Raw genomic sequence first — 24,505 nt, 5'->3', positions numbered from 1 at the left:
AGAAAACCAGCCCGAAATTATGCTCCAAATCACGAAAGCAATTGACGCAGCGCGGTTTTTCATGTGGAAGCGGAGGTAAACGGACGGGATCGATGAACAGTACAACAAAACAGACTAATCTGAACGAGAAAGCGGATGTTGTCCGGCAGCTTCTTGGTGCGAAGGTGGTTGTTCTTGTTGGGCTGATGGGCGCTGGCAAGTCGACGGTTGGTCGGAAAATCGCAACCATGCTCAATTTGCCGTTCCGCGATGTGGATACGGAAATTGAAACCGTTTCACGTATGACCATACCGGAACTGTTTGAGACTTATGGCGAAGAGGAGTTTCGCGATCTCGAACGCCGGGTGATTTTGCGGCTTCTTGAAGATGGCCCGATGATTCTGGCGACCGGTGGCGGCGCTTATATGAATGCCGAGACTCGCGAGGCGGTTGCAGTCAACGGTATTTCCATCTGGCTCAATGCTGAGCTTGATGTTTTGATGGATCGCGTTTCGCGCCGTCAGAACCGTCCGCTGTTGAAAAACGATGATCCGCGCGGCGTGATGCAGCGGCTGATGACAGAGCGCTATCCCGTTTATGCGCTTGCCGATCTGCATGTGATGACGCGTGATGACAAAAAAGAAGTGATTGCCGGAGAGCTCGTTGATGTTCTGATTGCGCATCTGGATAAGGATCGGGCCTGATCTGGCCGTTTGTTTTTATGCATTATCCTACGCAAAACCGTTTCGCACTTTTGCTGGAAATGCTCTAAACGTTTGTTTTTACGCGTATCTTAGTCCAAAAACCGCTTCGCACTTTTTGGGATACGCTCTAGGAGAATACTATGAATGCCCCTTTGAGCGCCGATAATGTGACAGTTGCGGTTTCGTTGGGAGACCGCTCGTATGAAATTCTGATCGGCAAAGGTCTGGTTGCACGTGCGGGTGAGGAAATTGCCAAGCGATTGCCCGGCATTCGTGTGGCAATCGTCACTGACGAGAATGTTGCCAAGGCGCACCTTGAAGTTCTGAGCGCGAGCTTTGCGCGGGCGGGTATCGAATCAACCCCGATCATTGTTGCGCCAGGCGAAAAATCGAAATCCTTCGCAGCGCTTGAAACCGTTACCAATGCGGTGCTTGCCGCAAAGCTTGAGCGTGGTGATGCGGTTGTTGCATTCGGGGGCGGCGTGATCGGCGATCTGTCCGGATTTGTTGCCGGAATCGTGCGACGCGGCATGAATTTCGTTCAGATGCCAACATCGCTGCTTGCACAGGTGGATTCGTCTGTGGGCGGTAAGACCGGCATTAATACCCAGTATGGCAAGAACCTTGTCGGCGTTTTTTATCAGCCGCAGCTCGTGCTGGCCGATATAGATGTGCTTGATACTTTGAGCGAACGTGAGTTTCGTGCTGGTTATGCGGAAGTGGCCAAATATGGCCTGATCGACCGCCCTGAGTTTTTCGCCTGGCTGGAAAACAACTGGCGCGAAGTCTTTGCGGGTGGTGCTGCGCGCACGGAGGCGATTGCTGAATCCTGTCGCTCAAAAGCGGACGTCGTGGCGCGTGATGAGCGCGAAACTGGCGATCGTGCTTTGCTTAATCTTGGCCATACATTCGGTCATGCGCTAGAAACCGCGACGGGTTATGATTCAAGCCGCCTGGTGCATGGCGAGGGCGTTGCCATTGGTATGGCGCTTGCACACCGCTTTTCGGTGAAGATGAACCTTTGCGGCATTGAGGATGCAGAGCGGGTTGAAGCGCATTTGAAAACGGTTGGTCTGCCGATCTCACTCAAGGATGTTCCGGGTGGTTTGCCGGATGCTGAAAAGCTGATGGATTATATTGCGCAGGACAAGAAAGTAGCACGTGGTGCACTGACCTTCATTCTGACGCGCGGGATTGGTCAGTCCTTCATTGCCAAAGACGTGCCGCCTGCTGCCGTGCTGGAGTTTTTGAAAGAGCGTCTTTTCGCCTGATGGCCGTACCGACAAACAAACAGGAATTGCTTGAGGCAATTGAAACGAATTATGCGCGGTTGCTGCTTGATCTTGCACGCGTACCGCCTGAGCGGACCGCGCAAAAGACCATGGATGGCCATGCTAAAGGCGCCATGATGAGCGTGCATAATCTTGTTTCTTATCTGGTCGGCTGGAATGAGCTCGTGCTCAAATGGTGCGAGGGCAAGGATCAGGGGCTTGTTGTTGATTTTCCGGAAACGGGTTTCAAATGGAACGAGCTGGGCGCACTCGCATCTAAATTTTACCGAGATTACGAAACACTGCCTTTTGACACGCTTCTATCGCGGTTTGAAAGTGCGAAGAATGCGCTGGTTGCATTGATTGAAGCGCGCAGCGATTCCGAACTCTATGCTGTTGCTTGGTATGAAAAATACACGCTCGGTCGCATGATTCAGTTCAACACATCCTCACCCTATGCCAATGCGCGTGGACGCTTGCGCAAGTGGCTTAAGGCTCAAATATAAGCATATCAGCGGCGTGTGGCCTCACCGGGAGCAGAGGGTTCGAGTGCCAACGCATGAACACCGCTCTCGAGTTCTTCTTTCAGAAGATCATTGATGGCCCGATGACGTGCCACGCGGTTCATCGTGGTGAAAGCATCAGAGACAATGCGCACGCGAAAATGCGTTTCGCCGGTGCCGTCATAATCGGGTTGATGGCCGGCATGGAGGTGGCTTTCATTAATGACTTCAAGCCGTTCGGGCGCAAAAGCTGCACGTAGTTTTACTTCCATTGAAGATTGTTTGCTATTGTGAATGGACATTCTGGTCAGTTCTCCCCATATAGACGCTGTGCTTCATATAAACGTCGCCTTGGCGGCAACCGGTGGGGCAAATCCGCACAGGAATTGCAATCTGCATCAAAATTTCGCCCTGAAGCCATGTGAGAGCATGGGCCAAAACAATTCAGGATGAAAAGTCAATTCTTGTTTAGTCACTCTTATTCCGCATAATCCGATTCGATGACAACGAACTCAAAATTTTTCGACAGCATCCGCATCCGTCCTAAAAAGGAAGCGGAAAAGAAGTCCAGTGGTCCCTGCTGCCAATGGGATGGTTGCGATAAGCCTGGTACGCATCGTGCGCCGGTTGGGCGTATGCGCGAGGGTGAGTATCTGCATTTCTGCATCGATCACGTCCGGGAATATAATAAGACTTTCAATTATTTCTCAGGTCTTTCAGACGGCGATATTTCCAAGTTCCAGAAGGACGCGATCACCGGAAATCGTCCGACATGGTCGACGACAACCAATAAAACAACGTCCACACGTACTTCGCCGGATATGGCGACGCGCCGGTCGGGTTCCGCAGCTTATCAAAACCGCATGCGTGATCCTTTCAGCTTCGTGAAAGATGCAAAAGACGCCAAAGCTGCTCCTTCTGCCAAATCAGCGAAGCGCAAACCGCGTACGCTGGAAGTAAAAGCGCTTGCGACTTTGGGTCTGGACGCAAATTCAACTAGCGATATGATTAAGTCACGCTATAAAGAACTTGTGAAGCAACACCATCCTGATGCAAATGGTGGTGACCGTGGGTCTGAAGATAGATTCCGCGATGTCATTCAGGCTTATCAATTGCTCAAGACGGCTGGTTTTTGCTAAAGCCTGTTTGGGTTTTCTAAGCTGAGTATTGGGCGATAACTGCATGTCGCCGAAAGCTGGAACAAGCTTCCGCTTTGCGACATGTGTTAGAGCACTGACGGACATTCATCTGCCGCGCATTTGCGCGGATGCAAGTACGGATGCCCGCAACTGAACTCAAGGGGCGCCATCCGGCTCGCCGGAAAACGGCCCCGCACGATTTGAATGTTGCGGCCGGACAGTCCTGCCGCTCTGGAGGCATGATGAATAAGGTTGAGCGGGATATAGCCAATTTGCCGGATACAACGGTTTCGGTACGCGAAGTGTTCGGAATTGATTCCGATATGCGTGTGCCAGCCTATGCGGCGGGCGATTCCTATGTGCCGGAAAAAGACCCGGATTATATCTTTGACCGCACCACGACGCTCGCGATCCTTGCGGGCTTTGCCTATAACCGTCGCGTGATGGTTTCCGGCTATCACGGTACGGGCAAATCGACCCATATCGAACAGGTTGCAGCGCGCCTGAATTGGCCTTGCGTCCGTATCAATCTCGATAGCCATGTCAGCCGTATCGATCTTGTCGGTAAGGATGCGATTGTCGTCAAGGACGGCATGCAGGTTACCGAGTTCAAGGACGGTATTCTGCCGTGGGCTTATCAGCACAATGTAGCGCTGGTTTTTGACGAATATGATGCTGGTCGCCCGGACGTCATGTTTGTGATCCAGCGTGTTCTGGAAACCTCTGGTCGCCTGACGCTTCTCGATCAGAGCCGTGTGATCCGTCCGCATCCGGCGTTCCGCCTGTTTGCGACCGCCAACACCGTTGGCCTTGGCGACACCACCGGCCTTTATCACGGTACCCAGCAGATTAATCAGGCACAGATGGACCGCTGGTCGATCGTGACCACGCTGAATTATCTGCCGCATGACAACGAAGTGAACATCATTCTCGCCAAGGCCAAGCATTATCAGAATGCAGAAGGCCGTGAGATCGTTAACAAGATGGTTCGCGTTGCCGACATGACCCGCCAGGCTTTCATTAATGGTGATCTTTCAACCGTAATGAGCCCGCGTACTGTCATTACATGGTCTGAAAATGCCGCGATCTTCAATGATGTCGGCTTTGCATTCCGCCTGACCTTCCTCAACAAGTGCGATGAACTTGAGCGCCAGACGGTGGCTGAGTTCTATCAGCGCGCTTTTGGTGAGGAACTTCCAGAATCGGCTGCCAATATTGTTTTGGCATAAGGCTGGATGATGCCTGTCGCCCATTTCGGGCGGCAGCGCAATAAAGTCATGACAGTAAGTCAGGGCAGTGAAGTCAGGATAGGCAGATGTCGGGCCAGAAGTCAGGAATTGGCGATAATTCGCGCGAGCGCAAAAACGGACCAGTGGATTCGGAGCCGTTCAAGCGGGCGATGACCGCTACCATGCGCGCTATTTCCGGTGAGAATGAACTGGAAGTGGCTTTCAGCAATGATCGCCCTGCATTGACCGGCAACCGTGCCCGGCTGCCTGATCTGCCAAAGCGCCCGACTGCGCACGATGTTGCTGTTACACGCGGTATTGGCGATTCCATGGCGCTGCGTCAGGCACGTCATAATGCGCGTATTCACGCAAGCCTTGCGCCGGAAGGCAAACAGGCACGTGCCATTTATGATGCGGTTGAACAGGCGCGTGTTGAAGCCATTGGCGCGCGCGCCATGGCTGGTGTTTCCGAAAATCTGGCAATCATGCTTGCGGATAAATATGCCCGCGCCAATTTTGCTTCTGTCACCGACAAAGATGATGCGCCGCTTGAAGAAGCGGTGTCGCTTTTGCTGCGTGAAAAGCTGACTGGACGCAAAGCGCCTGCCGAAGCAGGGCCTGTGCTTGATCTTTGGCGCGAATGGATTGAGCAGAAGGCCGGTGCAGAGTTAGCTCGTCTTGGCGATAATCTCGAAGATCAGCAGGCTTTTGCGCGAACTGTGCGTGACATGCTGGCTTCGATGGATATGGCTGAGGAGCTCTCAAAGGAAGAGCAGAGCGACGAGCAGGACCAAGACAACGAGCAGACGCCCGAGCAGGATGAAAACGAAGAAGGCGGCGAGGAAAGTCAGGAAGGGTCTGATTCAGCGGAAAGCGATGAATCCGATAATTCCAGCGACGAAGGCGAACAAGGCGAGATGGAAGCCACTGACGCTTCCGCCGATGATATGGATGACAGCGAAGATGTCGACGCGGAAACGCCGGGGGATACGCGCCGTCAGAACCAGCCTTTCGCCAATTTTGCCGACCATGTCGATTACAATGTCTTCACGCGTGAATTCGATGAAGAGATCGAGGCAACTGATCTTTGTGATGAGGCTGAGCTTGATCGTCTGCGTGGTTTTCTCGACAAGCAGCTTTCCAATCTGCAGGGTGTGGTCGGAAGGCTGGCCAACCGGTTGCAGCGCCGCCTGATGGCGCAGCAGAACCGCTCGTGGGATTTCGATCTGGAGGAGGGCTATCTCGACAGTGCGCGCCTGGTGCGTATTGTGATCGACCCCACCCAGCCGCTTTCCTACAAGATGGAGCGCGATACGGATTTCCGCGATACGGTTGTGACGCTGGTGATCGATAATTCTGGCTCTATGCGTGGTCGACCGATTACGGTTGCCGCCACCTGCGCCGATATTCTGGCCCGTACGTTGGAGCGTTGCGGTGTGAAGGTCGAGATTCTCGGCTTCACCACCAAGGCATGGAAGGGCGGGCAATCACGCGAGGCGTGGCTTGGTCGTGGCAAGCCATCCAATCCGGGGCGTCTGAATGATCTGCGCCATATCGTTTATAAGAGCGCTGATGCGCCGTGGCGGCGTGCACGGCGCAATCTTGGCTTGATGATGCGTGAAGGGCTTCTCAAGGAAAACATCGACGGGGAAGCGTTGATCTGGGCGCATCATCGCTTGTTGGGTCGTCCTGAACAGCGCAAGATTCTGATGATGATTTCAGACGGTGCGCCGGTTGATGATTCTACCCTGTCGGTTAATCCCGGTAATTATCTGGAGCGTCACCTGCGCGCAGTGATTGAAGAGATCGAAAACCGTTCGCCGGTTGAACTGATCGCTATTGGTATCGGCCACGATGTCACGCGCTATTATAAGCATGCCGTGACCATCGTCGATGCGGAAGAACTTGCCGGTGCGATGACCGAACAGCTTGCATCTTTGTTTGAAGAGCACGGCGCAGACGCCGCAGGCAAAGGACGTCGCCGCGCTGGAAGATGATAGGTCGAAGGGGTTCAAGGTACCGATCTGATAATCAGATCGGTACTTTAAGTTTATCTGTCGCGCATTCCGAAAACTAATTCCCACTTTTCGGAATGGGCTTGTTGCCCCTTTTTATGCTTGCTGGCGGGTTGCAGCCAACATGATTTCACGAATGCAGACGCCCTGCGGCTGGTCATAGGCATAGAGGATGGCGCGTGCGACATCGTCTGCCGCAAGCACAGGCGCACCCATGCTCTTCTTCCAGTCCTCATAACCAGCCTTGATGCTTGCATCATTGGTGTGGCTTAGAAGTTCAGTTTCAACAGCGCCCGGCGCAATCGTCACAACCCGCACGTCATGGGCTGAAAGCTCTTCGCGCAGGTTTTCTGACAAGCCATGCACAGCGAATTTCGTGGCTGTATAGGCAACGTGATTAGCAAATGTCTTAGGTCCGGCGACCGAACTGATATTGATGATGGTGCCGTGTTTGCGTGCAACCATGCCAGCGGAGACAGCATGAATACCGTTGAGCAAGCCTTTGACGTTGACTTCAAGCATGCGGTCCCATTCATCGGGATTTTGCTTCGTTGCATCGCCCAGCAGCATAACACCCGCATTGTTGACGATGACATCAACGGGGCCAAACTTTGCTTCGGCTTCCGCAACGGCTGCAAGGAGTGCCTTGCGATCGGTTACATCAACGGATTTGCAAAGTGTGTTTGGCAGTTTCAGCTTTTCCATTGCGTCGAGACGGCGGGCCAGCAACAGCAATGGGTGACCGCGATCAGCAAACAGCTTTGCTGCTGCAAGACCTATACCGGAACTTGCGCCGGTGATGATGACGAGCGGGAGTTTTTCTCTATTAGCGGACATCTAATTAACCTTTTTCTAAATATAAATATCTCCACATATACATGAAATCCGCGCGGTAAATAAAACCATGCAGATAATGCTTGCTGTGAACAATATAGAAATCTAATCCAATAAAGATAGTCGGCAGATTAATTCTGCCGACTTATCGGAGGAGCGTATATAGGGGGCGCATCACTTTAATGAAATCAGTTTTTCTTAAGATAAACGGATTGTGAAGATCGGGCTAACGCTTGTTTGTTTTCAACCGATCAGGCGCATAAAGCGCTGGAGCGAAAATGGCGAGAATTGCACCATAGGGCACCAGCATCAAGGTTCCCATAACAACCTTCACGAAGAAGTCGCCGATAGCCAGCGAAGCCCAGAGCGGCATTCCAAGACCAAGAAAAGCTGCGGGATCGGTCAGTGATGAATCGGGCAAGCCGGTCATTTGGTCGATCCATGCGAAGCGTGCGGCAAAGGCAATGGAGAAGAACAGGATCGTATCAACGACCGAACCAAACATGGCGGCGGCAAAAGGCGCTTTCCACCATGTCTTCTGGCGCAGTTGGTTGAAGACTGTGATGTCCATCAACTGCGCGATCAGAAATGCCGAACCGGAAGCAATGGCAATACGCGGTGTTGCGAGCCAGATTGACATGACGACACCGAGCACAAAACCGGTATAAACGACTTTTCGTGCTGCTGCTGGTCCAAAACGGCGATTGGTCAGGTCATTGACGAGGAATGCAACCGGATAGGTGAAAGCACCATAGGTCAGTAATTCGCCAAGGCCGAAATGCTCAAATGGATATTGCACAAGGATATTGGAGGCAGCGACGGCCGCACACATGCACAATATGGCCGGCAAAAGCCGGGACAAAGCAGGGCTTGCATTAAACATTTTTTTATCCTGGGTGATGTCACCAGTAAAAAAGGCTGACGTGAGTCAGCCTTTTTTGTCAAATTTTGAAAACCAATTGCTTATGCAGCAGCTTCAGCCTGCTTCTTAGCGATCTGACGCTTCAGAAGACGAGCGCGCTGCGACAATTCCTTGTCGTCGGACTTGACGAGGAAAGCGTCGAGGCCACCGCGATGCTCAACCGAACGCAGAGCAGAAGCGGAAACGCGAAGACGGTAGCTCTGGCCGAGTGCTTCGGACATAAGCGTAACGTTGCAGAGGTTTGGCAGGAAGCGACGACGCGTACGGTTGTTCGCGTGGCTTACATTGTTGCCGTACTGGACCGAAGTGCCGGTCAATTCACAAGCGCGGGACATTTTGGTCTCACCTTCAAATTTTTGTTTCTCAGGCCCCGACTCGAATGTCCGAATTCAATGCGATCAAAGCAGTTTTATTGCTGCTGGCGCGCGATCTCGGACAGGCGGCCTATTGGGAAAGTCGCGTTTCTATAGTGACAGGAGCGAAAACAGTCAAGACAGATTCCGCTATGAAGGCTTAAAGCCGCGCATTTACGGCGTTTAACAAGCTTTGATGCCCCGCACGATCATAACTTCGCCGGTTTTTCCTGTTCGACAGAGAGTGAAGAACATGAATCTTACGTAGATTAAGCGCTATTTATAGTCAGAATCTCAAAGATTACGTGACAGTATCTCCCACGCAAACAGAATCGGTTTTTGCGGCATCATGGGGCGTAAACTGTCGGGGCAGATATTGCGAAAGGAAAATCTGGCATGATCGAACAATCGCATTTCCTGAAACCGGTTAAAAAGCGGAACATGCAGCGCAGTGTTGCGATGTTGGCCGGTGTGGCGATTGTGGCTATTGGGGCAAGCGCGGCTCAGGCAGACGATCTTTATCGAACTGAATATGAAATTTCGATGTTTGGGCTTTCCATCGCGCGATCCGCGATCGAAACAGTTGTTAAGGGTCCTAATTATGGCGTCAATGGGCGCTTTAAAACCTCAGGCATTGCACGGATTTTTGACGATACGGACGGTACGGTTTATGTCGGTGGAAGTTCTTCTCAAAGCAAAGTAACACCATCGGCTTTTGATCTTGCTTACAAGCATGGGCGAAAGAACAAGAGCACTATGATACGTTTTGCAGGTGGTAAAGTGACCACTTCTGAAAATGTGCCACCGGTTAAAAAGCGCGATCCGTGGGTGGAGAGTGGACCCAATGATCTGATCAATGTGAGCGATCCGTTGAGCGCGTTGATGATTCCAACAAAAGATCCCAAAGCCGTATGCAATCGTACGCTTCAGGTTTTTGATGGGCAGACCCGCGCTGATATAAAGTTGAGTTTCAACGGAACGGAATCCTTCACCACGAAGGGCTTTACGGGCGAATCGGTAATCTGTTCTGCAAAATTCGTGCCGATTTCTGGCTATCAGAAGGGCAAAAAGGCTATAGATTATCTCGCAAACCGCTCCAAGATCACCATTTCATTCGCCTCTCTGGGTGACTCCGGCATTTATGCGCCCGTTGTGGCGCGCATCGGTACGCAACTTGGTACGCTGAAAATCGAAGCAACGCGGTTCGAGAAAATTCAGTGATAGCTTTGCATTGTTAATGCTTCGGATGCAGGCATTCCTCATGATTGCCGAGGATTTCGATAACCCGGCACTGGTCGATGCGGCCATGTGCCGTGCAATCGAGCATGCGTAGTAGCTCCGTTTTCAACGACATCAGTTTTGCAATGCGGTTTTCGACATCGATCAGGCGAATACGGGCAATAGAATCAGCGGCTGCACAAGACTGGTCGGGATTATCCTGAAGATCGAGAAGCGTGCGGATTGCATCGACTTCAAAGCCCAGATCCCGTGCATGACGGATGAATAAAAGGCGCTGAATATCGCTATTATCGTAAAGACGGCGATTGCTTTCGGTGCGCGGTGGCGCTGGCAGCAGCCCGATTTGCTCATAATAACGGATAGTTGGCACTTTCACGCCGCTGGCTTTTGACGCTTCGCCAATCGGAACATTGGTGATCATTTTTCTCTTGCTCCTCTAGTCACTAGAGGATGTAAACCTTGTTTCAGAGAATTCAAGAGAGAAGCCGTGCCAGACCATTTCTGGGCAATTTTCTGGGGCAGATGATGAGCCATACCGAACGCGCAAAACACCACGACCACGATCACGACAACGGTCATGAACATAGCCATGATCATGCTGGCTGTAGCGGCCATCATCACGACCATGAGCATGAGCATGAGCATGATGAAACCGAAACAAAGCAGATCGTAGCCAGTGCCGATAGCCTGCGGTTTCGTGTCGAGGGCATGGATTGTGCATCCTGTGCTACGAAGATCGATACCGCTGTGCGACGCGTTGGCGGCGTGCAGGATGTTTCAGTTTCCGTCACCAATGGCACCATGACCGTCAATCATGACGGCTCAGCGAGCCTTGATGACATTACCGCCAAAGTGTCAGCGCTTGGTTATAAGGCCAGCGTACAATCACCTGCTGATGCGACATCGAAGCCAACCGCCCGCGCAAAGTCGAAGCGTTGGTGGCAAACTGACAAGGGTCAGATGATGCTTGCCTGTGGTGGCGGTCTGGTGCTGGCTTACATTATCGGTCATCTTTATCCGCCGATTGCATTATGGGCCTTCACGGCAGCCATGCTGATCGGGCTTATACCGATTGCGAAGCGCGCTTATTCGGCTGCAATCAACGGCACACCATTTTCCATCGAAATGCTGATGACCATTGCAGCTATTGGTGCGGTTATCATTGGTGCAACGGAAGAAGCTGCTGCTGTCGTTTTCCTGTTTTTGGTGGGGGAATTGCTGGAAGGCGTTGCAGCTGGCAAGGCGCGCGCCAGTATTCAGTCGTTGACCACGCTAGTGCCAAAGATTGCTTTTCTTGAAAGCAATGGCTCGACAAAAGAAGTGCCTGCGGAAGAGCTTAAAGTGGGCGATGTGATTGCTGTTCGTCCGGGCGATCGTATGCCCGCAGATGGTGAGATTATCGCTGGCGAAAGTGCTATTGATGAAGCGCCAGTGACGGGCGAAAGCACGCCGGTTGGCAAAGCGGTGGGCGACAACATTTTTGCAGGCACCATCAATGGCGATGGTGTGCTGCGGGTCAGAGTGACTGCTGCGGCTGAAGATAACACCATCGCGCGTGTTGTGCGGCTGGTGGAAGAAGCACACGAAGCCAAGGCTCCGACCGAGCGCTTCATCAATCGCTTCTCGACCTATTACACGCCGGGCGTGGTAATTGTTGCAGCACTCGTTGCGATCCTGCCGCCGCTTTTGGCGGGTGGCGCATGGGATGAATGGATCTATAAAGGTCTTGCCATTCTGTTGATCGGTTGCCCCTGTGCACTGGTTATTTCGACGCCTGCGGCGATTGCGGCGTCGCTTTCGGCCGGTGCGAGGCGTGGGCTGTTGCTGAAAGGTGGTGCGGTACTTGAAACCGTAGGCAAGATTACGACCGCCTGTTTCGACAAAACCGGCACGCTGACAGAAGGCAAGCCGCAGGTAACGGATGTTCTGTCTGGCGCACTTTCAGAAGAAGAAGTGCTGCGTCTTTCTGCATCGCTTGATGCAGGTTCCAGCCATCCGCTGGCTCTGGCGATTGTTGATGCATCGGATGCGCGTGGCCTGAAAATCTCCGCTGTTTCGACGGGTAAAGCGCATGGCGGCAAGGGCGTGTCAGGTACTGCTGACGGAATTGAGCTGTTTTTGGGTTCGCGCAAAGCTGCCAATGAAATTTCCGCCATTCCCGATGATCTTGCCGTCCGGATTGCGGCTTGCAACGACGAAGGCAAGACTGTTTCGGTTCTGGTGGCAGATGGCAAAATCGCGGGCGCTATCGCCATGCGTGACGAGCCACGTGCCGATGCGATTGCCGGGCTAAAAACGCTGAAGGATGCCGGTATTCGGACCGTTATGCTGACCGGCGATAATCGTCGCACGGCAGAAGCTATCGGCAAGGATCTGGGCATCGAAGTGCGCGCCGAACTACTGCCAGAAGACAAACAACGTATCGTTGGCGAGTTGCGTAATGAAGGCCAGATCGTTGCCAAGGTTGGCGATGGTATCAACGATGCGCCAGCACTTGCAGCGGCTGATGTTGGCATTGCCATGGGTGGCGGTACCGATGTGGCGCTGGAAACGGCGGATGCAGCCGTGCTGCACGGACGTGTGGGCGATGTAGCCGCGATGGTTGATCTCTCCAAGCGGACCATGCGCAATATTCATCAGAACATTGCAATCGCACTTGGGCTGAAAGCTGTGTTTCTCGTGACAACAGTGCTGGGGATCACTGGCCTCTGGCCAGCCATTCTGGCTGATACGGGCGCAACCGTTCTGGTGACGATCAATGCGCTGCGTTTGTTGAGGCAGCCTTCTTAAAAAAACAAAATCGGCGAAGTTTCCTTCGCCGGTTTTTTAAAAACTTATTCGCCAATCAGTTCGCGGATACGATCACCATTTTGCTTGGCAAAGGTGACATGCTCGGGGTTGATTTGCTTCACTTCATCGACAAGCTGGTCTTCTTCTTCGGCATCCGCTGCTGCAAGCCCGCTCATCATTGCGAAATAGGCCAGAAGATAATCGCGGGGTGCAATATTTTCCGCCTTCATCACTTCGACGACCTGCGGGCGCGACTCAATGCTTTTGACCATGGAATCCATTGAAGGTCGCGCATCCAGGCCTTCTTCCGCGGTTGGTGAAAGCTGCATATCTTCAAGCTTGTTATGGATTTTCAACATACGGTCCAGCAGGTCTTCGCTGAGCTTGAAATTGTTGATTTCTGCTGGTGTTTGCAAAGGCGTAGCAATCGCAAGAATGTCTTCCGCAAAAGCTGTTTTGATGGATTGCGGCAGGATAACAAGCGAGAGGCCGAGCAGGGCTGCGGTCTGGAAGCGTTTTGCATTTTTGAAGCGTTTCATCGTGAAAATCTTTGTCATGATAGAATCCTAGAATAAATCTTTGCGCTTACGGATTTCCGCAAAAACAGCTTCGTCAGTTGCATTCTGCATATCGAGCCGTGCACGAATGCGGGCATCGTGCCAACGCAGAAACGGATTGGTTGCCATTTCAAGCGCTATGCTGGTGGGTAGCGTCATCTTATCAGCCGCGCGCAGCCGCGCAATCTCCGCTGAACGCTCTTTTAACGCCGAATTGTCGGGATCGATGGTGAGGGCAAAACGGGCATTGCTCTGCGTATATTCATGGCCGCAATAGACTGTCGTGTCTCCCGGAAGGGCCACAAGCTTTTGCAGCGACTGGAACATCGTGCCGGGTGTTCCTTCCAGCAGCCGTCCACAGCCGAGTGCGAAAAGCGTGTCGCCGGTGAAGACGATCTTTGCTTCCGGCAGATAGAAGGAAATCTCGCCTGCCGTATGGCCGGGCGTGGAAATCACCTTCACCTTGAAAAGTCCGAAGGTGAACTCGTCGCCGTCCTGAACGGTACGGTCAAGTGTCGGGATTTTGTTTAGCTCAGCCTTTGGTCCGATGATGCTGACGCCGAATTTGGCTTTCAGCGCCTCGTTGCCTTCGACGTGATCAAGGTGATGATGCGTTGTGAAAATGAAATCGAGCGTCCAGCCACGGCGTTTGAGAGCGCTTTCAATGGCTTTTGCATCGGGTGCATCAATGGCCGCTGTCAGATCGCTTTCAGGATCATGGATGAGAACGCCATAATTATCGCTGCGGCAGATGAATTGTTCAATGTCCAAGCGTAACATGGCTTTCTCCTCAAAATGTTTCAGTCTTTTTTAGCTTCTGGCAATGTATGCTTCTGGATAAGCGGCATTTGTAAAAGTGTGAAGACAACGGTGATCGGCATGATGCCCCAGACCTTGAAGGAAACCCAGGCATCGGTCGAAAAATTGCGCCAGACGACTTCATTCACCACCGCGAGGAAGATGAAGAACAGGCCCCAGCGGAAAGTGAGCTTCCGCCAGCCTTCGGCATCTAGCTTGAAGGCAGAATCAAACACATAGCCGAGCAGGGATTTACCGAAGAAAAGTCCGCCAAGCAGAATTGCGCCAAACAGCGTGTTGACGATCGTGGGCTTCATCTTGATGAAAGTATCGTTGTGCAGCCAGAGGGTCAGCGCGCCAAATACTAAAACTACGATGCCGGAAATGAGCGGCATCATCGGCAACGTGCGTGTCAGCGACCATGAGACGCCCAGTGCGATAACGGTCGCAACCATGAATAGTGCGGTTGCAAGAAAGATCGGCTCGCCAATCTGTGCAAGAACTGGAAAACGCTCGATCAGATTTTCGCCGCGCGCATTGGCGAAGAAGAATACCAGAAGCGGTCCAAGTTCCAGCGCAAGCTTGAGAAGCGGTGCGATTTCCTTGCGTTCGGCTTCGGTCTTTTGTGAAGGATCGCGCTCAAAAACCGGGTGTTGCATCAGGCTGTTCCTGCGATAGCGCGGGCAAAATCATTGGCCGCAAAGGGTTCCAGATCGTCGACACCTTCGCCGACGCCGATGAAATAGATCGGTAGTTTGTGTTTGGCCGAAATTGCCACCAGAATGCCGCCGCGTGCTGTGCCGTCAAGTTTGGTCATGACAAGGCCGTTGACGCCAGCGATATTCTTGAAAATCTCAACCTGATTGAGTGCATTTTGCCCGGTGGTGGCATCTAGTGTTTGCAGAACGGTATGCGGTGCTTCCGGGTCGTGTTTGCCAAGAACGCGAACGATCTTTGCAAGCTCGTCCATCAGTTCGGCCTTGTTCTGCAAACGGCCGGCGGTATCAATGATGAGGACGTCGCTGCCTGCATCTTTTGCCTGCTGCCATGCATCGTAAGCAAGACCTGCCGCGTCCGCTCCAAGTTTGCTCGAAACAACCGGCGAGCCAGTGCGCTCGCCCCAGATATGAAGCTGTTCAATGGCGGCGGCGCGGAATGTATCGCCCGCTGCAAGCATGACCTTTAGGCCACCAGCGGTCAGCTTTGCAGCAAGCTTGCCGATGGTGGTGGTCTTGCCGGTTCCGTTGACGCCGACAACCAGAATGACATGCGGCTTGTGCGAGAGATCCAGCTCAAGCGGTTTGGCAACCGGACCAAGTACCTTCTCGATTTCCGCACTCATGATGTTGCGGACTTCTTCGCCGGTCACATCCTTGCCGTAGCGACCAGACGACAGTGCATCTGTTACGCGCATGGCGGTTTCAAGGCCGAGATCGGCCTGAATGAGCACGTCTTCTAGATCCTGCAACGTGTCTTCATCAAGCTTGCGCTTGGTGAAAATGCCGCTGATGGAATCACTCAATGAATTCGATGAACGCAGCAGGCCGCGACGCAAACGCTCGAACCAGGAAAGCTTTGGTTCAGGCGCTGCCTCAATCGGCGCTTCGTCCTGATGTTCTTCAACGGCCTTGGCGACCTTGACCTTTTTGGGTTTTACCGGCTCTGGCTGAGGTGCGGGCTCGACTATTTCCTCTACAACGGGTGCCTCGGAAACTTCAGCAGCTTTCGCGACTTCAACCTGTTCGGGTTCAGCAACAGGTTCAGGCTCTGGCGCAAGTGCTTCAACCGCGATTGGTTCCATCACCGGAGGCTGTTCAATCGGGATTTCGATCTCGGCAACCGGATGCTCCGGTTCTGCCTTCTCTTCCTCAACCGGTTCAGCCGCAGGCTCGTCAGTCGGCTCAGGCTCTGGCTCACTGGCGATGACTGGTGCTTCCGGTTCGGAAATAACCACTTCAACGACGGTGTTTTCGGTTTCGCTAGGCGCTTCGACGGTTTCAGGAAGCTGTGTTTCTAAAGCCGCTTCCAGGGCATCAGGAGCGGGCTGTTCGACCGGCTTTTCCTCGACCTCCTTCTTGCCGAAGGAGAACATTTTCTTGATGAAACCCATTGCCATGAAATCTGATGCCCTTAAGCTTTAAGCCGCTTGCGGCTCTGTCTGACGGGTGAGGAGTTTTTCACCGTCATGCCCCGTCACAATTCGTTCGATAATTTCGCCAGCGTTACCCTGATCAACAGCGGCCAGCGTAAAGCCTTCCGTGCGGGCAATGCCTTCCTTCTCGATCAACAGGCGCTGCACAGTGCCATTGAGAGAAGCGAGGTGTTTTTCATAAGCCTGATCGCCGACAGCACGCAGCCTTTTGGCGCGTTCTTTGACGATTTCGCGCCTGACCTGTGGCATACGCGCAGCCGGTGTGCCTTCGCGTGCGCTGTAGGGAAAGACATGCAGATGCGTCAGCCCGCATTCCTCAACGATCTTCATCGAGTTAGCGAACATCTCTTCGGTCTCGGTCGGGAAACCCGCAATGATGTCGGCACCGAACACGATGTCAGGGCGGAGCGCGCGTACTTCTGCGCAGAAGCGGATGGAATCATCGCGCAGATGGCGGCGCTTCATGCGCTTTAAGATCATGTCATCACCTGCTTGAAGCGACAGATGCAGATGCGGCATCAGACGCTTTTCATTGGCGATGCTCTCCATCAGGTCTTCGTCGGCCTCGATGGAATCAATCGATGAAAGACGCAGGCGCTGCAAATCCGGCACCTGTGTCAGAACCGTTTTCACCAGTTTCCCGAGACGAAGGCTTCCCGGCAAATCAGGACCATAAGAGGTCATATCCACGCCGGTGAGAACCACTTCGGCATAGCCGTTATCGACAAGGCGTTTGACCTGATCAATGATGCCGCCCATCGGCACCGAGCGCGAATTACCGCGACCATAAGGAATGATGCAGAAAGTGCAGCGATGATCGCAGCCATTCTGGACCTGTACGAAGGCGCGGGCGCGGCCTTCAATGGCATCGACCATATGGCTTGCGGTTTCGCGCACTTCCATAATGTCGTTGACGCGCACCTTTTCGAACTGGTTCACGCCGAAGTCTGGCAACATGCGATAGGAATTGGATTTGAGCTTTTCCTCATTACCCAGAATGAGGTCGACTTCGTCCATGGCCTCGAACTTGGCCGATTCCGTTTGTGCAGCGCAGCCCGTCACAATGATGCGGGCTTCCGGGTTGTCTCTGCGCGCCTTTCGTATCGCCTGACGCGCCTGACGTACGGCTTCTGCCGTAACGGCGCAGGTGTTGAAGATGATCGCGCCGTCTTCCAACGCGCCAAGGCCAGCATTATCGGCTTCGCGCTTCATCACCTCGGACTCATAGGTGTTGAGACGACATCCGAAGGTTACGACTTCCACAGCCATCAGGCAGCACCTCTGCTCTGATTAGGGACGTGTTCCCATTCGCCGGTTGAAGGATCGAATGTGCCATCAAATTCCCATTCAGCAGGGCCGGTCATCATGACGTGATCGTCTTCGCGCCATTCGATTTTCAGCGGACCACCGGGAACATGGACCGTGACATTGCGTTCGGTGCGGCCCGTTCTGCTACCCGAAACCGCCGCAGCGCAAGCGGCAGAACCGCAGGCGCGGGTCAGACCCGCACCGCGTTCCCATGTGCGCAGGTTCATGCTGTCGCGTGATGTCACTTGAGCTATCGAAATATTGGCGCGTTGCGGGAAGATCGGATCATGCTCCAGCCCCGGACCATATTGATCAAGCGCATAGGACCAGACATCGTCTTCAACCCAGAAGATTGCGTGCGGATTGCCCATAGAGGCAATCGATGGAGCTTGCAGAACAGGCGCATCGGCTGGACCGGCAGACAGGTCAATGGCGCTTGTGTCGGCCACTTCATGGGCGAGGGGGATTTCCTGCCAGCCGAAATGCGGCTTGCCCATATCTACCGTAATCAGCCCGTCTTCGTGCTCATTGGCGGTCAGAATACCAGCCAGTGTCTGGAAAGTGTAATCCTGTTTTCCGCTTTCATGGGAAAGCCACTGCACCACGCAGCGTGTGCCGTTGCCGCAAGCCTGTGCCTGCGTGCCATCGCAATTTATGATCTCTATATAATGATCGGTGCCGGGCGTCTTTGGATCATGAATCGCCATAATCTGGTCGAACGAGGTGGCTTCGTCACCGGCCAAACGGATTGCAGCGTTCGGTGCGATGCGATCGCTGCGTCCGCGCATATCGGCAACAATGATCTTGTTGCCCAGTCCGTTCATCTTGGCGAAGTTAGCCTTGCTCATTGCTGGTCCGCAGTCCCGTTTGTTTGGCCATTCATGCTGGAAGCGCTCTATATGGCGGAAAAGCCCACAAAATGCCAGTACCGACGGGCTATTGGCCGCATGGGTCTTCGGCTGGTCGATTTGTGGATCACAATTTATTCGAAAACTGTGTCCTTCCTGCGCCATATCGAAAATTTCTAAGCCAATTCAAGCCTTCCTGATGGTTTCTCGCCTATATTTGAGGGGGTGCATAGTTGATTTTTTAACCATATCGCCATTTTATCAGTGCAATGTTGTTTTAGGTCGAGCTTTTAAACTCGACGGTGCGAGGGGCACTCCCCCGATCAGTCAGGCCCCACGAACACGAGGAATTGGAGAACCAGATGGGAATTTCGAAAGCAAGTTTGCTCAGCATTGCTGCGGCGGGCGTTATTCTGGCGGGTTGCCAGAGCTCGCGGGTCGGAGGCTTTGATAATAATGTATCGCCACCGCCACCAGCGCCGCTGCGTTCTGCTCCCGTTAGTTCTGTGCAGTCTGGTAATCTCAATACGCCGAATTCTTTTCCAACAGCGCCAACAACCGACACGTCCATGCCAGCGGCTGGCACACAGGTTGCAAGCCTTCCGCCCGAATCAGCGCCTGATCTGACACCGGGTACGGTTGCAGGTGTGTGGAATGCATCGCTTGCCGGTCAGAACTGCAAGATCGCAACGCCACAGACCAAATATGGTCAGGGTTTCCGCGCTGGTCCGCTGCGTTGCCCGGGCGAACTCGGCAGCCTTGCTTCATGGGCTGTGAACGGCAAGCAGCTTTCGCTTTATGATGCGAATGGCGGAACCGTTGCGACACTCTACTCTTCCGGTCAGGGCCGCTTCGATGGCCAGACGACAAGCGGCCAGTCCGTTTCGCTGTCGCGCTGATACGTTATTTCCCATTAAAACAGGCGGATCATCGTGAGATGTTCCGCCTTTTCTGCAATTAAGCGGTTGGACAGAAACAATCATGTCTTTCGACGGTAATCTGAAAGCGTTTCCTTCCCTGCGTTCGCATTATGATGCGAAGGTAGAGGCAGGTGAAGTCGATGCTGATCCGGCACAGCTGGAACTGACTGATCGCTATGATCGCCTGATCGAAGAGATCTGCACCAAGCGTCTGTCGCGCAAATCGAGCGCGCTCGGCTGGCTTTTCGCCAAGCGCAAGGAAGTTGCCAATATCAAAGGACTTTATGTTCATGGTGAGGTTGGCCGCGGCAAGACCATGCTGATGGATATGTTCTTCCAGCTTCTGCCGGTGGAACGCAAACGCCGTGCGCATTTCAATGATTTCATGGCCGATGCGCATGAACGCATCAATGCGCATCGACAGGCTTTGAAGCGCGGCGAAACCAAGCAGGAAGACCCGATTCCACCCGTTGCGGAAGCTTTGGCCGAGCAAGCTTGGGTGCTTTGCTTCGACGAATTTACCGTCACCGATATTGCCGATGCGATGATCCTGTCGCGCCTGTTCAGCGCATTGTTTGCGCGGGGCGTGGTGCTAGTCGCGACGTCCAATGTTGCGCCCGACAATCTTTACCGCGATGGTCTGAACCGCCAGCTGTTTCTGCCCTTTGTCGATATTCTCAAACAGCATGTCGACGTGATCAATCTCGATTCGCGTACCGATTATCGTCTGGAAAAGCTGGATCGCCAGCCGGTCTATCTGACCCCGCTTAATTCCGAGACGACCAAGCGCATGGATGCCGCATGGACTGCGCATAAGGATGGTCGGCAAGAAAAGCCCGACGTGATTCACATCAAGGGGCGCGACATTCCAGTGCGCCAGTCTGTGCCGGGTGCTGCACGCTTTACGTTTGATGAGCTTTGCGCTCAGCCGCTTGCGGCTAACGATTATATTGCCATTGTCACGCGCTATCAGACGCTTTTTATTGACGATGTGCCGGTGCTTGACCATTCGCGCCGCAATGAGGCCAAGCGCTTTATTCTGCTGATCGACGTTCTTTATGATCATCATGCACGGCTGTTTGTTTCGGCCGAAGCGGAGCCTGAAAAGCTTTACGAAGCTAAGCAGGGGGTGGAAGCCTTCGAGTTTGATCGCACGGCTTCCCGCCTGTTTGAAATGCAGAGCGCTGAATATCTGGAAGCATTTGCAGAGCAAGCAACACAGTAAAGTGAGTGGTGTATCGCCCTTTACCATCATCGAACTGCCACAGACTCGACTTATATCATCAGCGGGCTATGTTGATCGAATACAGCTTGGGTGGAATGCAGTTGTCTCCATATCGATTGTACTCACCAGCAAAATCATTTGCGGACGCGCTGTCTTGTTTCAAGGGATAGGAAACAGCCGGACGAGGAGACTCATTGCCTACATTTTGCCAAATTATCTTACGTTTACGTAAGAACATATAAATCTAACCGATTGAAAACATTGGTCGCAAAATAATGAGTTGAGTTTTTTTGCAAAGAGTCCTATCGAACCCTCGCAGCGCAGACGCGTTTTCCGGGAGGAAACCGGATAGCTTCATGCGTTTCTGGATCAAACTTGAGGAAAGAAACAACATGGCACGCAACAAGATTGCCCTCATCGGCTCCGGTATGATCGGCGGCACGCTCGCTCATCTTGCTGGTCTGAAGGAACTCGGCGACGTCGTCCTTTTCGATATTGCGGAAGGTACTCCGCAGGGTAAGGGACTGGATATTGCAGAATCTTCACCGGTTGACGGTTTTGATGCGAAGTTCACCGGTGCAAACGACTATGCCGCAATCGAAGGCGCAGACGTTGTCATCGTCACCGCAGGCGTGCCGCGTAAGCCGGGCATGAGCCGCGACGATCTTCTGGGTATCAACCTCAAGGTCATGGAACAGGTCGGCGCAGGTATTGCAAAATATGCACCTGAAGCTTTCGTGATCTGTATCACCAACCCGCTTGATGCGATGGTCTGGGCTTTGCAGAAGTTCTCCGGTCTGCCAGCACACAAGGTTGTCGGCATGGCTGGCGTTCTCGACAGCGCCCGTTTCCGCTACTTCCTTTCGGAAGAATTCAACGTATCGGTCGAAGACGTCACTGCATTCGTGCTTGGTGGCCACGGCGACAGCATGGTTCCGCTCGCTCGTTACTCGACCGTTGCTGGTATCCCGCTTCCAGACCTCGTCAAGATGGGCTGGACCACACAGGAAAAGCTCGACAAGATCATTCAGCGCACCCGTGATGGCGGCGCAGAAATCGTCGGCTTGCTCAAGACCGGCTCGGCATTCTACGCACCGGCAGCTTCGGCCATTCAGATGGCTGAATCCTACCTCAAGGACAAGAAGCGCGTTCTGCCAGTGGCAGCACAGCTGACAGGCCAGTATGGCGTCAACGACATGTATGTCGGCGTTCCAACCGTGATCGGTGCCAATGGCGTTGAACGTATTATCGAGATCGATCTCGATAAGAGTGAGCAGGCCGAGTTCGAAAAGTCGGTCGCTTCTGTAGCCGGTCTTTGTGAAGCTTGCGTCGGCATCGCACCGTCACTGAAATAAGTTCCAGACAAGGCCGGATCGCTCATGAAAGAGTTCCGGCCTTTTCCGGCTGTTAATCCGCAGAGGACAACCAGATGAATATTCACGAATACCAGGCTAAGCGCCTGCTCCACACTTATGGCGCACCAATCGCCAATGGTGTGGCTGTTTATTCCGTCGAACAGGCGGAAGAATGGGCAAAGACGCTTCCGGGCCCGCTTTATGTCGTCAAGAGCCAGATCCATGCTGGTGGGCGCGGCAAGGGCAAGTTCAAGGAACTCGGCCCGGATGCCAAGGGCGGCGTTCGTCTTGCAAAGTCGATCGAAGAAGTTGTTTCCCACGCCAAGGAAATGCTCGGCAACACGCTCGTGACCAAGCAGACCGGTGACGCTGGCAAGCAGGTCAACCGTCTTTACATCGAAGATGGCGCAGATATTGAGCGCGAGCTTTATCTCTCGATCCTCATCGACCGCACCGTTGGCCGTCCTGCTTTCGTCGTTTCGACCGAAGGCGGCATGGACATTGAAGCTGTTGCTGAAGAAACACCTGAGAAGATCATCACCGTTGCTATCGATCCTGCCAAGGGCGTGACTGATGAAGACGCCAACAAGCTCGCCGACGCGCTGAAGCTTGAAGGTGCAGCGCGTGAAGACGGCCTCAAGCTGTTCCCGATCCTCTACAAGGCTTACACCGATAAGGATATGAGCCTTCTGGAAATCAACCCGCTGATCGTCATGACCGATGGCCGCGTGCGCGTTCTCGATGCCAAGGTATCGTTCGACGGCAATGCACTGTTCCGTCACGCTGACATTGTCGAATTGCGCGATCTGTCGGAAGAAGACGAAAAGGAAATCGAAGCTTCCAAGCACGATCTCGCTTACGTCGCTCTTGATGGCAACATCGGCTGCATGGTCAACGGCGCAGGCCTTGCCATGGCAACGATGGACATCATCAAGCTCTACGGTGCTGAGCCAGCTAACTTCCTCGACGTTGGTGGCGGCGCTACCAAGGAGAAAGTAACGTCTGCGTTCAAGATCATCACCGCTGATCCGGCTGTCCAGGGTATTCTGGTCAATATCTTCGGTGGCATCATGAAGTGCGACGTCATCGCTGAAGGCGTTATCGCTGCGGTCAAGGAAGTCGGCCTCAAGGTTCCATTGGTTGTGCGTCTTGAAGGCACCAATGTGGAACTCGGCAAGAAGATCATCAACGAATCGGGCCTGAATGTTATTTCGGCTGACGATCTCGACGATGCGGCGCAGAAAATCGTCGCTGCAGTGAAGGGAAACTAAGGCATGTCCATTCTCGTTAACAAGGACACCAAGGTTCTCGTACAGGGCCTGACCGGCAAGACCGGTACTTTCCACACCGAACAGGCGCTTGCTTATTATGGCACGCAGATGGTCGGCGGTATCCATCCGAAAAAGGGTGGCGAAACCTGGGAAGGCTCGACGGGACAAAAGCTTCCGATCTTCGCAACTGTTGCTGAAGCCAAGGAACGCACAGGTGCGGACGCATCGGTGATCTACGTTCCGCCAGCAGGCGCAGCCGATGCAATCATTGAAGCAATCGAAGCTGAAGTTGGCTTCATTGTCTGCATCACCGAAGGCATTCCGGTCATGGACATGGTTCGCGTCAAGGAGCGTCTGGAACGCTCGAAGTCGCGCCTGCTCGGACCAAACTGCCCCGGCATCCTGACCCCTGAAGAATGCAAGATCGGCATTATGCCGGGCAATATCTTCAAGAAGGGTTCGGTGGGTGTTGTTTCCCGCTCCGGCACACTTACCTATGAGGCAGTGTTCCAGACTTCGAACGAAGGCCTCGGCCAGACCACTGCTGTTGGTATCGGCGGCGATCCGGTCAAGGGCACTGAGTTCATCGACGTTTTGGAAATGTTCCTCGCGGACGATGAAACCAAGTCGATTGTCATGATCGGTGAAATTGGTGGCTCTGCTGAAGAAGATGCAGCGCAGTTCATCAAGGATGAAGCAAAGCGCGGTCGTTCGAAGCCGATGGTTGGCTTCATCGCTGGCCGTACTGCTCCAGCCGGACGCACCATGGGCCATGCAGGCGCAGTGATCTCCGGTGGCAAGGGCGGCGCAGAAGACAAGATTGCAGCCATGGAATCGGCTGGCATTCGCGTGTCTCCTTCGCCAGCACAGCTTGGCAAGACGCTGGTTGAAGTCCTCAAGGGCTGAGACTGTTTAGCTGAGTAAGAGTATACCGGCAGTGGCGAAAGCTGCTGCCGGGTTAGTCGTAAAAAGCACGAACCGGATGTGGTCGGTTTAATGGAATGTCAGGCTTTGGCCATCATTCTCCCGCAGAGACTGATTTGTAAACGAGTTATGCTTTTAAACGAGTTATGCCGGGGTCTGTTGTGGTTCC

General features: G+C 53.4%; 25 protein-coding genes. 14 read left to right on the top strand and 11 right to left on the bottom strand.

The window, feature by feature from the left end:
* The first annotated feature begins 92 nt into the window (after positions 1-92).
* The 3 genes from CEV31_RS04815 (at position 93) to CEV31_RS04805 (ending at position 2,460) form a co-directional block, all read left to right on the top strand.
* Positions 93-683, top strand: coding sequence for a shikimate kinase (locus CEV31_RS04815; protein WP_094505764.1), 591 nt, complete (start codon positions 93-95; stop codon positions 681-683).
* A gap of 140 nt (positions 684-823) precedes the next feature.
* Positions 824-1,954 carry a 3-dehydroquinate synthase gene (gene aroB, locus CEV31_RS04810; protein WP_094505762.1) on the top strand — a complete coding sequence of 377 codons (1,131 nt, stop codon included), beginning with the start codon at positions 824-826 and terminating at the stop codon, positions 1,952-1,954.
* Positions 1,954-2,460 carry a ClbS/DfsB family four-helix bundle protein gene (locus CEV31_RS04805; protein WP_094505761.1) on the top strand — a complete coding sequence of 169 codons (507 nt, stop codon included), beginning with the start codon at positions 1,954-1,956 and terminating at the stop codon, positions 2,458-2,460. Before aroB ends, CEV31_RS04805 begins: the two co-directional genes overlap by 1 nt.
* A gap of 5 nt (positions 2,461-2,465) precedes the next feature.
* Here CEV31_RS04805 and CEV31_RS04800 read toward each other — a convergent pair whose 3' ends face one another.
* On the bottom strand, positions 2,466-2,759 hold the full coding sequence (locus CEV31_RS04800; RefSeq protein WP_094505759.1) for a BolA family protein: 294 nt from the start codon (positions 2,757-2,759) through the stop codon (positions 2,466-2,468).
* Positions 2,760-2,957: 198 nt separating this feature from the next.
* On the opposite strand from CEV31_RS04800, the gene CEV31_RS04795 reads away from it, so the two are divergent.
* From CEV31_RS04795 to cobT, 3 genes are all read left to right on the top strand, one after another.
* Complete coding sequence (locus CEV31_RS04795) at positions 2,958-3,596, top strand: J domain-containing protein (RefSeq protein ID WP_094505757.1); 639 nt, start codon at positions 2,958-2,960, stop codon at positions 3,594-3,596.
* A 242-nt stretch (positions 3,597-3,838) separates the two neighbouring features.
* A complete protein-coding gene (cobS, locus tag CEV31_RS04790; protein WP_094505818.1) occupies positions 3,839-4,825 on the top strand; it encodes a cobaltochelatase subunit CobS in 987 nt (328 codons plus the stop codon).
* An 86-nt stretch (positions 4,826-4,911) separates the two neighbouring features.
* Positions 4,912-6,822 (top strand): cobaltochelatase subunit CobT, encoded by a 1,911-nt coding sequence (gene cobT / locus CEV31_RS04785; RefSeq protein ID WP_094505756.1) that lies wholly within the window; start codon positions 4,912-4,914, stop codon positions 6,820-6,822.
* Positions 6,823-6,936: 114 nt separating this feature from the next.
* Here the strand turns inward: cobT and CEV31_RS04780 are convergent, their stop codons facing one another.
* From CEV31_RS04780 to rpmB, 3 genes are all read right to left on the bottom strand, one after another.
* Positions 6,937-7,677 (bottom strand): SDR family oxidoreductase, encoded by a 741-nt coding sequence (locus tag CEV31_RS04780; RefSeq protein ID WP_094505754.1) that lies wholly within the window; start codon positions 7,675-7,677, stop codon positions 6,937-6,939.
* A gap of 223 nt (positions 7,678-7,900) precedes the next feature.
* Entirely contained in the window at positions 7,901-8,557 is a 657-nt protein-coding gene (locus tag CEV31_RS04775) for a VUT family protein (protein ID WP_094505753.1), read from the bottom strand.
* 80 nt (positions 8,558-8,637) lie between these two features.
* Positions 8,638-8,931: a 50S ribosomal protein L28 gene (gene rpmB, locus CEV31_RS04770; protein WP_094505751.1), complete on the bottom strand. Its 294-nt coding sequence runs from the start codon at positions 8,929-8,931 to the stop codon at positions 8,638-8,640.
* Positions 8,932-8,975: 44 nt separating this feature from the next.
* On the opposite strand from rpmB, the gene CEV31_RS21045 reads away from it, so the two are divergent.
* The gene (locus tag CEV31_RS21045) at positions 8,976-9,113 is read left to right on the top strand and encodes a hypothetical protein (RefSeq protein ID WP_169717307.1); all 138 of its coding nucleotides are present in this window, start codon (positions 8,976-8,978) and stop codon (positions 9,111-9,113) included.
* A gap of 232 nt (positions 9,114-9,345) precedes the next feature.
* Complete coding sequence (locus tag CEV31_RS04765; RefSeq protein WP_094505749.1) at positions 9,346-10,170, top strand: DUF3108 domain-containing protein; 825 nt, start codon at positions 9,346-9,348, stop codon at positions 10,168-10,170.
* Between the two features lie 13 nt (positions 10,171-10,183).
* On the opposite strand, the gene CEV31_RS04760 is transcribed toward CEV31_RS04765, so the two are convergent.
* Entirely contained in the window at positions 10,184-10,606 is a 423-nt protein-coding gene (locus tag CEV31_RS04760; protein ID WP_210190887.1) for a MerR family transcriptional regulator, read from the bottom strand.
* Between the two features lie 104 nt (positions 10,607-10,710).
* Between CEV31_RS04760 and CEV31_RS04755 the strand changes: the two genes are divergently transcribed.
* On the top strand, positions 10,711-12,978 hold the full coding sequence (locus CEV31_RS04755) for a heavy metal translocating P-type ATPase (protein WP_235818034.1): 2,268 nt from the start codon (positions 10,711-10,713) through the stop codon (positions 12,976-12,978).
* Positions 12,979-13,022: 44 nt separating this feature from the next.
* Here the strand turns inward: CEV31_RS04755 and CEV31_RS04750 are convergent, their stop codons facing one another.
* The 6 genes from CEV31_RS04750 to dapF are packed head-to-tail and all read right to left on the bottom strand — an operon-like array spanning position 13,023 to position 18,641.
* Positions 13,023-13,526: a hypothetical protein gene (locus tag CEV31_RS04750; protein WP_374847110.1), complete on the bottom strand. Its 504-nt coding sequence runs from the start codon at positions 13,524-13,526 to the stop codon at positions 13,023-13,025.
* An 18-nt stretch (positions 13,527-13,544) separates the two neighbouring features.
* Positions 13,545-14,315, bottom strand: a complete 771-nt coding sequence (gene gloB, locus CEV31_RS04745) for a hydroxyacylglutathione hydrolase (protein WP_094505747.1) — start codon at positions 14,313-14,315, stop codon at positions 13,545-13,547.
* 20 nt (positions 14,316-14,335) lie between these two features.
* Positions 14,336-14,992: a septation protein A gene (locus CEV31_RS04740; protein ID WP_094505746.1), complete on the bottom strand. Its 657-nt coding sequence runs from the start codon at positions 14,990-14,992 to the stop codon at positions 14,336-14,338.
* Complete coding sequence (ftsY, locus tag CEV31_RS04735; protein WP_094505744.1) at positions 14,992-16,449, bottom strand: signal recognition particle-docking protein FtsY; 1,458 nt, start codon at positions 16,447-16,449, stop codon at positions 14,992-14,994. The genes CEV31_RS04740 and ftsY overlap by 1 nt, the downstream gene beginning before the upstream one ends.
* Positions 16,450-16,470: 21 nt before the next feature.
* A complete protein-coding gene (gene mtaB / locus CEV31_RS04730) occupies positions 16,471-17,754 on the bottom strand; it encodes a tRNA (N(6)-L-threonylcarbamoyladenosine(37)-C(2))-methylthiotransferase MtaB (RefSeq protein ID WP_094505742.1) in 1,284 nt (427 codons plus the stop codon).
* On the bottom strand, positions 17,754-18,641 hold the full coding sequence (dapF, locus tag CEV31_RS04725; RefSeq protein ID WP_094505741.1) for a diaminopimelate epimerase: 888 nt from the start codon (positions 18,639-18,641) through the stop codon (positions 17,754-17,756). Before dapF ends, mtaB begins: the two co-directional genes overlap by 1 nt.
* A 362-nt stretch (positions 18,642-19,003) precedes the next feature.
* On the opposite strand from dapF, the gene CEV31_RS04720 reads away from it, so the two are divergent.
* The 5 genes from CEV31_RS04720 (at position 19,004) to sucD (ending at position 24,318) form a co-directional block, all read left to right on the top strand.
* A complete protein-coding gene (locus CEV31_RS04720) occupies positions 19,004-19,540 on the top strand; it encodes a protease inhibitor Inh/omp19 family protein (RefSeq protein ID WP_094505739.1) in 537 nt (178 codons plus the stop codon).
* Between the two features lie 82 nt (positions 19,541-19,622).
* Positions 19,623-20,786 (top strand): cell division protein ZapE, encoded by a 1,164-nt coding sequence (zapE, locus tag CEV31_RS04715; protein ID WP_094505738.1) that lies wholly within the window; start codon positions 19,623-19,625, stop codon positions 20,784-20,786.
* Positions 20,787-21,178: 392 nt separating this feature from the next.
* Positions 21,179-22,141: a malate dehydrogenase gene (gene mdh, locus CEV31_RS04710; protein ID WP_094505815.1), complete on the top strand. Its 963-nt coding sequence runs from the start codon at positions 21,179-21,181 to the stop codon at positions 22,139-22,141.
* Between the two features lie 74 nt (positions 22,142-22,215).
* Positions 22,216-23,412 (top strand): ADP-forming succinate--CoA ligase subunit beta, encoded by a 1,197-nt coding sequence (gene sucC / locus CEV31_RS04705; RefSeq protein WP_094505736.1) that lies wholly within the window; start codon positions 22,216-22,218, stop codon positions 23,410-23,412.
* Between the two features lie 3 nt (positions 23,413-23,415).
* Positions 23,416-24,318, top strand: coding sequence for a succinate--CoA ligase subunit alpha (sucD, locus tag CEV31_RS04700; RefSeq protein WP_094505735.1), 903 nt, complete (start codon positions 23,416-23,418; stop codon positions 24,316-24,318).
* Positions 24,319-24,505: the final 187 nt, after the last annotated feature.

Source organism: Brucella thiophenivorans (assembly GCF_002252445.1).
Taxonomy (GTDB): domain Bacteria; phylum Pseudomonadota; class Alphaproteobacteria; order Rhizobiales; family Rhizobiaceae; genus Brucella; species Brucella thiophenivorans.
This window is presented reverse-complemented; position numbering and strand designations above follow the sequence as displayed.